This window comes from Corynebacterium sp. Marseille-P8863 (assembly GCF_946902955.1).
GTDB classification, from domain to species: Bacteria; Actinomycetota; Actinomycetes; order Mycobacteriales; family Mycobacteriaceae; genus Corynebacterium; species Corynebacterium gottingense.
The window spans coordinates 24,823-31,817 of the sequence record NZ_CAMPQC010000025.1 but is presented as its reverse complement, the minus strand read 5'-3'; the positions used below and the strand labels follow the sequence as shown (position 1 = coordinate 31,817).

The following is a 6,995-nucleotide window of genomic DNA, read 5'->3' as shown; positions in this document are numbered from 1 at the left end:
GCCCCCTTCCCCGCCCTCGCCGCCGAGGGGATCGCCGCCACCTGCGGGTTCTCCGAGGTGGATACCGGACTCGCCCTCGAATCTGAGACGGGTACGGATGTGCGGTGCGAGATGGTGGTGCACGCGGGCGTCGATAAGCAACTGCTCGGTGCCGCACTGGGTGCCGCCGCGACGATGGTCCTGGAGCTGGGCGTGCCCGCGCAGCCCGGGGTGCTGCTGGAGCACCTGCTTGACCGGGTGGACCTGCCGGCTGGGGTGAGTGTGCGGCACGGGTGGCTGCGCGAGCCGCGCCTGTTCGAGCAGGGCACGCCCCTGGTGCGCGAGCCCGGGCGCCTGACGCTTCTGCTGGAGCTGGTGCTGCTTACGGACGACGAGTTCGCCATTGCCTCGGAGCAAGGCGGGGCCGTGCTCGAGCGGCGGATGCGGCGGCGCGGGGCCGCAATGGCCGACTGGCACCGCGATGCCTAAACTTGGGCGGCGTGGCTCTCTACCGGAAATATCGTCCCGCGACCTTTGGTGAAGTAATTGGCCAAGAGCAGGTGACAGTCCCGCTGTCGACTGCCCTGGACAACGGGCGCATCAACCACGCCTACCTGTTTTCAGGCCCGCGCGGCTGCGGCAAGACCTCGTCGGCGCGCATCCTCGCGCGCTCCCTGAACTGCGTGGAGGGGCCGACGTCCACCCCGTGCGGGGTGTGCGACTCGTGCCGCTCGCTCGCGCCGGGCGGGTCCGGCAACCTGGACGTGATGGAGCTGGACGCGGCCTCGCACGGCGGCGTCGACGACATGCGCGACCTGCGCGAGCGCGCCATGTTCGCGCCGGCGGAGTCGCGCTACCGCGTCTTCATCATCGATGAGGCGCACATGGTTTCCCAGTCCGGGAACAATGCGCTGTTGAAGATCGTGGAGGAGCCGCCGGAGCACCTCATCTTCATCTTCGCTACCACGGAGCCGGAGAAGATGCTGGGCACGATCCGCTCCCGCACTCACAACTACCCGTTCCGCCTGCTCACCCCGCAGGCGATGCGCGAGCTGCTCGAGCGCGTCGTGGCTGAGGAGGGCGCGCAGGTGGAGGACACCGTCTACCCGCTGGTCATCCGCGCGGGCGGCGGCTCGCCCCGCGACACCCTGTCGGTGCTGGACCAGCTGCTCGCCGGTGCCGGCCCCGACGGCCTGACCTACGATCTGGCGCTGCCGCTGCTTGGCGTGACGGACCTTTCGCTTCTCGACGCCGCCGTGGACGCCCTCGCCTCCCGCGATGCCTCCGCCATCTTCCACACCATCGACAACGTCATCGAGTCCGGCCACGAGCCGCGCCGCTTCGCCCTCGACCTCCTCGATCGGCTGCGCGATCTGCTCGTGGTCCGCACCGTCCCTGACGCGTTTGGGCAGGGGCTTGTCGACGCCCCCGTGGACCGCGCCGACATCCTCCGCGCAGAAGCCGAGCAGTTCAGCCCCGCGCAGCTCTCGGCCCTAGCCACCGAGGTCAACGACCGCATCCAGGATCTGCGCGGCGCCACCTCACCGCGCCTGCTGCTGGAGGTCATGATGGCGCACCTGCTCACCATCGATGGTGGGGCCGGGGCTCCCGCTCCCGGTTCTGCCGCCCCGGCGCAGCGGCCAGCGTCCGGCGGCTCTGCTGGTGGTGGCGCTGGTGGCGGCGCTGCGGCTGCGGCGGCGGCCGCAGCGGCGGCTGCCGGTGGGCGCGGCCAGGTCCGCAGCAAGTCCACCCCGCCGCCGCAGCGCGCCCCGCGGCCAGAGCCGCAGCAGCGCGAGGAGGCGCCGCAGGAAACTCCACCGCAGGAAAAGCCGCAGCCCACCCCGCCCGCGGAACCCGCCAGGCCCGCTGCGCCAGCCGAGCCCGCGCCGCAGGAGCCGAAGCAACAGGAGTCCGCGCCGCAGGAGCCTGCGGCTGCTCAGGCCCAGGATTCCCAGGATCCCGACGAGCTGTTCGAGCGCGTCCACCGCGATTGGACGCGGCTGCGCCAGTCCGTCGGCGAGCGCAACAAGGTCGCGGAAATCATGCTCACGGAGGCGAAGCCCCTTGGCATGGATGGTCAGACCCTCGTGATCGGCCACAACACGGGCGCGCTTGCAGAGCGCATCAACGCGGACCGCAACAACGCCGACATCGTCGCTGTATTTGAGGAGAAACTTGGACGTCGCGTGCAGGTGCGCTGCGTAGTGGGCACCGACCCGTCCGCGGCGAACGTGCGACCGCGGGCGACGCCGCGCGCGGAGCAGGTGTGGAACCCGAACCAGGGGACCTCCTCGAACGAGCCGGCACCGGAGGAGCCTGCGGGGGCGCCGACAGCACAGAAGAGCCAGAAGAGCCAGAAGAACCAAAAGAACGCAGCCAACGACTGGAAGGCTGCCGCGCAGGCGGCGAGCCGGAAGGCTGCGGAAAAGGCGCAGCGCGAGCGCGACGAGATCCCGCTGCCGCCCGAGCCGATCGACGACGAGCCCGACTACGACCCGTACGCCGACGGCGCCGGATTGCCGCAGGACCCGGCGCAGGCTCCGTCACAGTCACAGTCACAGACAGCTCCGGCGCCGCAGCAGCCCGAGCCGGCACCGCAGCCGGCCCCTGCGTACACGCGCGAGGACGAGGAGCGCGACATGGCTGAACAGGCGTTCTCGGAGGAGGGCACGATCGATCACCGCGACGCCACCGAGGTGGCCATGGAGCTGTTGAGCAAGGAGCTCGGCGCGAAGCCGATGTAGCCGTTCGCTGGTAGCAAGCAGGCGCGGAAGCCCGCGCGGGAACGGGTACACTAGGCCGGGAACGCACCGCCCCAGGCGGGGGAAACAATACTGAGAAAGGTTGCACACCATGACCGAGCCGAACATGCCGAACGATATGCAGGACCTCATCCGCCAGGCGGCGGAGGTACAGGCGCAGCTGCAGCAGGCCCAGCAGGAGCTGCTGGCTACTGAGGTCACCGGTACCGCCGGCGGCGAGCTGGTGAAGGTCACCATGACCGGCGGCGCTGAGATCACCAACCTGGAGATCAAGAAGGAAGCGGTGGACCCGGAAGACGTCGAGTCCCTGCAGGACCTTATCCTCGCTGCGTACCGCGACGCGCACACCAAGGCCGGCGAGCTCGCGCAGGAGAAGATCGGCCCGCTGACCGGCGGCTCCGGCCTGGGCCAGCAGGGCGGCCCGACCGGCGGCCAGTCCGCTGGTGACGGCGAGATCCCGTTCGGCGGCATCATCTAAGCACCGCACTGTTTTTACGTCTGTAGCGCCTGGCCGTGGGGCCGGGCGCTTTGGCGTGTAGTACCCCCGCAAACCAAAGCAAATCAGGGCAAACCAAGGAGGCAATGCCATGTTTGAAGGCCCGCTGCAGGACCTGATCGACGAGTTCTCGCGCTTACCTGGCGTCGGCCCCAAATCCGCCCAGCGCATCGCCTTCCACCTGCTGAAGACGGAGCCGGAGGACATTGACCGGCTGCGCTCCGCGCTGGCTGCGGTGCGCGACGGCGTGACGTTCTGCCGGATCTGCAACAACGTCTCCCGCGACGAGGTATGCCGTATCTGCGCCGACTCCGGCAGGGATGCCACCACGGTGTGCGTAGTGGAGGACGCCAAGGACATCCAGGTCATCGAGCGCACCGGCGAGTACAGCGGGCGCTACCACGTGCTCGGCGGGGCGCTGGACCCGCTGGCCAACGTCGGCCCGAAGGACCTCGCCATCGCCCCGCTGCTCAAGCGCATCGGTGGAGTGCTGCCGGACCGCGACGGCGAGGATTCGCCGCAGGTCAGCGAGGTGATCCTGGCCACCGACCCAGACACCGAGGGCGAGGCGACCGCGTCCTATTTGGTGCGCTTGCTTAAGGACTTCCCGGAGCTGACCATCTCGCGCCTGGCGTCGGGCATGCCGCTGGGCGGCGACTTGGAGTTCGTGGACGAGCTCACGCTGTCGCGCGCGCTTAGCGGCCGGTTGAAGCTGTAAGCGGGACCCGCTACTTCAGCCGCTCGGCGCGCAGCGCGTCCACCACGTCCAGCTCCAGCGGGGCGAGCTCCGCGGTGTCCATGCCGAGGGCGCGGGCGAGGAGGAGGTCCGCCAGCTGCGGGTTCCGGGCCAGGACCGGGCCGTGCATGTAGGTGGCGATCACGCTGCCCTGGACCGCGCCCTCGACGGTGCTGTCCAGGTTGCCCACGCCACGCGTGACCCGGCCGAGTGGCTGGGCGTCCGGGCCGAGGACGGTGCCCCCCATGTGGTTTTCAAAGCCGGTGAGGGGCTCGGTGAGGAGGTCGGTCGCCGGGGTGGTGGTGACTTCGCCGATGGCGCGGGTGGAAAGGGGGGTGGTGGTGGCGTCGATAAGCGAGATGCCCTCGACCGAGCGACCAGCAGCGTTGAAGGAGTGGCCGAGGACCTGCAGGCCTGCGCAGATGGCCAGGATCGGGGTGCCGTTGTCGGCGGCTCGCTGCAGGCCTGGCGACGCCTTGAGTCGCTCCGCGGCGAGCACCTGTGCCGAGTCCTCACCGCCGCCGAGCGTGTAGACGTCGCAGTCGGCGGTGATCTCGTCGGTGAGCAGGAAGGGGCGGATTGCCGCGTCGAGGCCGCGCATGCGGGCGCGCTGGCGCAGGACGAGCGCGTTGCCGTCGTCGCCGTAGGTGCCCAGGACGTCGGGCAGAATCAGGCCGATTGTCAGTTGCTTAGCCACGGTAATCCTCCTGCTTGGCCAGGTCCCGCTTCAGGTCGCGGAACGCGGTGTAGTTTGCCAGCACCTCGACGCGCCCCGGCGGGCACGCGCGAATCGCCTCAACCACGTCGTGGACCACCTCGTGCTCGATGCCCGCGTACAGCAGGCGCACCGCCAGGTCCGTGCCGCGCTCGCCGGCGGACTTCACCGCGATGCCGTCGAAGTCCTCAAACTTCACGTCCCACAGCCAGGACACGTCCGCGCCGTCGCCCTGCTGGGCGTTGACCGCGATGACCACGCCGTCCGCGTCGCGGTCCAACATGGTCAGGGCCTCCTGCCAGCCGGCCGGGTTCTTGGCCAGCAGCAGGCGCACCTCGTGCTCGCCGAGTGTGACCGTGGCGTAGCGGCCGGCCACGTTGTCCACGCCTTCCACGGCGCTTACGGCCTTGTCCAGCGGGACGTCGTAGGCCTCGACGGCCGCGGCGACGGCCTGGGCGGCGTTGCCGCGATTCGCGCGGCCGGGCAGCGTCAGGTGCATGGGCACCTGGCCGGACGGGGTGGTCAGGCCCTGCGCATCTACCGTGTAGGTGGGGGAGGGGCGGCGGAACTCGGTGCCGTCCGCGAGCTTTTCGGTGGCGTACCAATCGCCCTCCGGGGTGCGCACGACGTAGCCGGGACCGCGTGGGTTGGTCACCGAGTCATTGACCCAGCCCGCGCCCGCGGACACCCACACCACGTTGGGGTGGTCCCACGCCACCGACGTCATGAGGACGTCGTCGCAGTTGGCCACCACCGTCATCTCGGGGCGCTTTTCCACACACGCGCGCAACGCCCGCTCGATCTTATTGATCTCGCCCACGCGGTCCAGCTGGTCGCGCGACAGGTTGAGCAGCACGAGCGCGTCCGCGTCCAGGCTCTCCGCCACGTGGGGGACGTGGAGCTCGTCCACCTCGAGGACGATGTTGGCGGCGTCGCCGCCCGCCATGAGGGCGGAAATGATGCCGGCGTCCATGTTGTCGCCGCCCTCGTTCGTGGCCACCGTGTACGTCGTGCGCAGCGCCTGGGCCAGCATGCGGGTCGTGGTGGACTTACCGTTGGTGCCGGTGACCAGCACCGTGGGCCGCCCGCGGCCCAGGCCGTCCATAATGTTCGGGTCGATCGCGCCCGCGACCAGGCCGCCGATCATGCCGCCTGCGCCGCGCCCGGTGGCGCGGGAGGCGGTGGTGGCGAGCTTCGCCGCTGTGAGCGCGGCGTTCGTGCGGATGCGTGCAAGGCGTCCTCTCGGATTCATGCGCTCTACGTTAGTGCACGCGCTCTGCAGAACCCATCTGCTCCACGGCGGTGAGGAACTCCTCCCCGGTCAGCAGCGGGATGTCTTTGCGGTGCCCGTGCATCGCCTTCCCGCGGAGTTCGTCCGGCGACGCGCCCCTCGCCAGGGCGTCCGTGACCACCACGGAGCTCTCGCGGGTGAGCTTTTCGGTGTAGGTCAGGCCGGCGCGGACGGCGGCGTCGATAAGCGTGTCGGGCTCGAGCGCGATGTCGTCGGTAACCACAACTTCCATGCCCTTGCGCAGGCCGGTCTCCCGGGAGTACTTGCCGGGATTATCCGCCGCGGCGCCGGCCTTCTCCGCGTCGACGCGCACGGTGGAGCGCTGCAGGCCGAAGCGGTCCGCGGCGAGCTCGTCCGGCGCGCGGCCCGGCACCTCGCCATGCTCACGGAGCTGCATGTACATGGCCACCAGCTTGAGGGTCTGCTCGCGCGAGATCTCCGCCTCGGGGCGGGCGGCGCGCTCCGCGTTGGCCACCGGCGACTCGGAGGCCACGCCAATCAGGTCCGCGACGGCCCCGATGCGCAGGTCCGTGGGCACCACGCCTTGCCGACGCGCCGCGGCCAGCAGGTCCACGATCTGGGTGGGGTGCGGGACGTGGCCCACGCGCTGGCGGCGGCGCCCGTTGCGCTTCTTGCGCGAGCGGTTGGCGCGGGCGGCGGCGCTCATGGCGCGGCGCGCCTCGCTGACGATGAAGCCCCAGGTAGTGGGGGTGTCGAAGGTGACGAGCACGCGGTCGTCGAGAAGCTTGTCCAGCGACTTAAGGAAGCGGGTAAAGCGCGGGGCCTGGGCGACCTCGTGGGTGCTCAGGCCGTGGGTGTGGCGGGGGCCCGGGTCGCAACCGGGGTTGATGACGGCGTGGAATTCCTCGCCGACGCGGCCGCCGTCATCAAAGGTCACGGCATCGATGGTGAGGATCCGCCCGGTGGACGGGTGGATGCCCGTCGTCTGCGCGGAGAGCGCAACGTAGGGGTAGGACTCGTTCGATGTCATTGTTCACATAGTAGTCGGGCCGCGG

7 protein-coding genes are annotated in these 6,995 nt (G+C 70.1%); 4 read left to right on the top strand and 3 right to left on the bottom strand.

Going from position 1 to position 6,995, the window contains the following annotated elements; genetic code table 11:
* From OVO38_RS12195 to recR, 4 genes are all read left to right on the top strand, one after another.
* On the top strand, positions 1-468 hold a 468-nt coding region (locus OVO38_RS12195), incomplete at its 5' end, for a suppressor of fused domain protein (RefSeq protein ID WP_267208670.1).
* 11 nt (positions 469-479) lie between these two features.
* Positions 480-2,723, top strand: a complete 2,244-nt coding sequence (locus OVO38_RS12190) for a DNA polymerase III subunit gamma and tau (protein ID WP_267208668.1) — start codon at positions 480-482, stop codon at positions 2,721-2,723.
* 109 nt (positions 2,724-2,832) lie between these two features.
* A complete protein-coding gene (locus tag OVO38_RS12185) occupies positions 2,833-3,219 on the top strand; it encodes a YbaB/EbfC family nucleoid-associated protein (protein ID WP_095275234.1) in 387 nt (128 codons plus the stop codon).
* Between the two features lie 109 nt (positions 3,220-3,328).
* Positions 3,329-3,955: a recombination mediator RecR gene (gene recR / locus OVO38_RS12180; RefSeq protein WP_095275233.1), complete on the top strand. Its 627-nt coding sequence runs from the start codon at positions 3,329-3,331 to the stop codon at positions 3,953-3,955.
* Between the two features lie 10 nt (positions 3,956-3,965).
* On the opposite strand, the gene OVO38_RS12175 is transcribed toward recR, so the two are convergent.
* From OVO38_RS12175 to OVO38_RS12165, 3 genes are read right to left on the bottom strand one after another with little or no spacing between them, the layout of a single operon-like run.
* On the bottom strand, positions 3,966-4,670 hold the full coding sequence (locus tag OVO38_RS12175) for a type 1 glutamine amidotransferase (protein ID WP_267208666.1): 705 nt from the start codon (positions 4,668-4,670) through the stop codon (positions 3,966-3,968).
* Positions 4,663-5,940, bottom strand: a complete 1,278-nt coding sequence (locus OVO38_RS12170) for a Mur ligase family protein (RefSeq protein WP_122086104.1) — start codon at positions 5,938-5,940, stop codon at positions 4,663-4,665. The genes OVO38_RS12175 and OVO38_RS12170 overlap by 8 nt, the downstream gene beginning before the upstream one ends.
* A 10-nt stretch (positions 5,941-5,950) precedes the next feature.
* Complete coding sequence (locus OVO38_RS12165; protein WP_095554524.1) at positions 5,951-6,970, bottom strand: DNA polymerase III subunit epsilon; 1,020 nt, start codon at positions 6,968-6,970, stop codon at positions 5,951-5,953.
* Between the last annotated feature and the right edge of the window lie 25 nt (positions 6,971-6,995).

Coding starts and splice junctions, on each gene's coding strand:
- OVO38_RS12170 (WP_122086104.1), bottom strand. CDS start 5,940: ATGAATCCGAGAGGACGCCTTGCACGCATCCGCACGAACGCCGCGCTC.
- OVO38_RS12185 (WP_095275234.1), top strand. CDS start 2,833: ATGACCGAGCCGAACATGCCGAACGATATGCAGGACCTCATCCGCCAG.
- recR (WP_095275233.1), top strand. CDS start 3,329: ATGTTTGAAGGCCCGCTGCAGGACCTGATCGACGAGTTCTCGCGCTTA.
- OVO38_RS12165 (WP_095554524.1), bottom strand. CDS start 6,970: ATGACATCGAACGAGTCCTACCCCTACGTTGCGCTCTCCGCGCAGACG.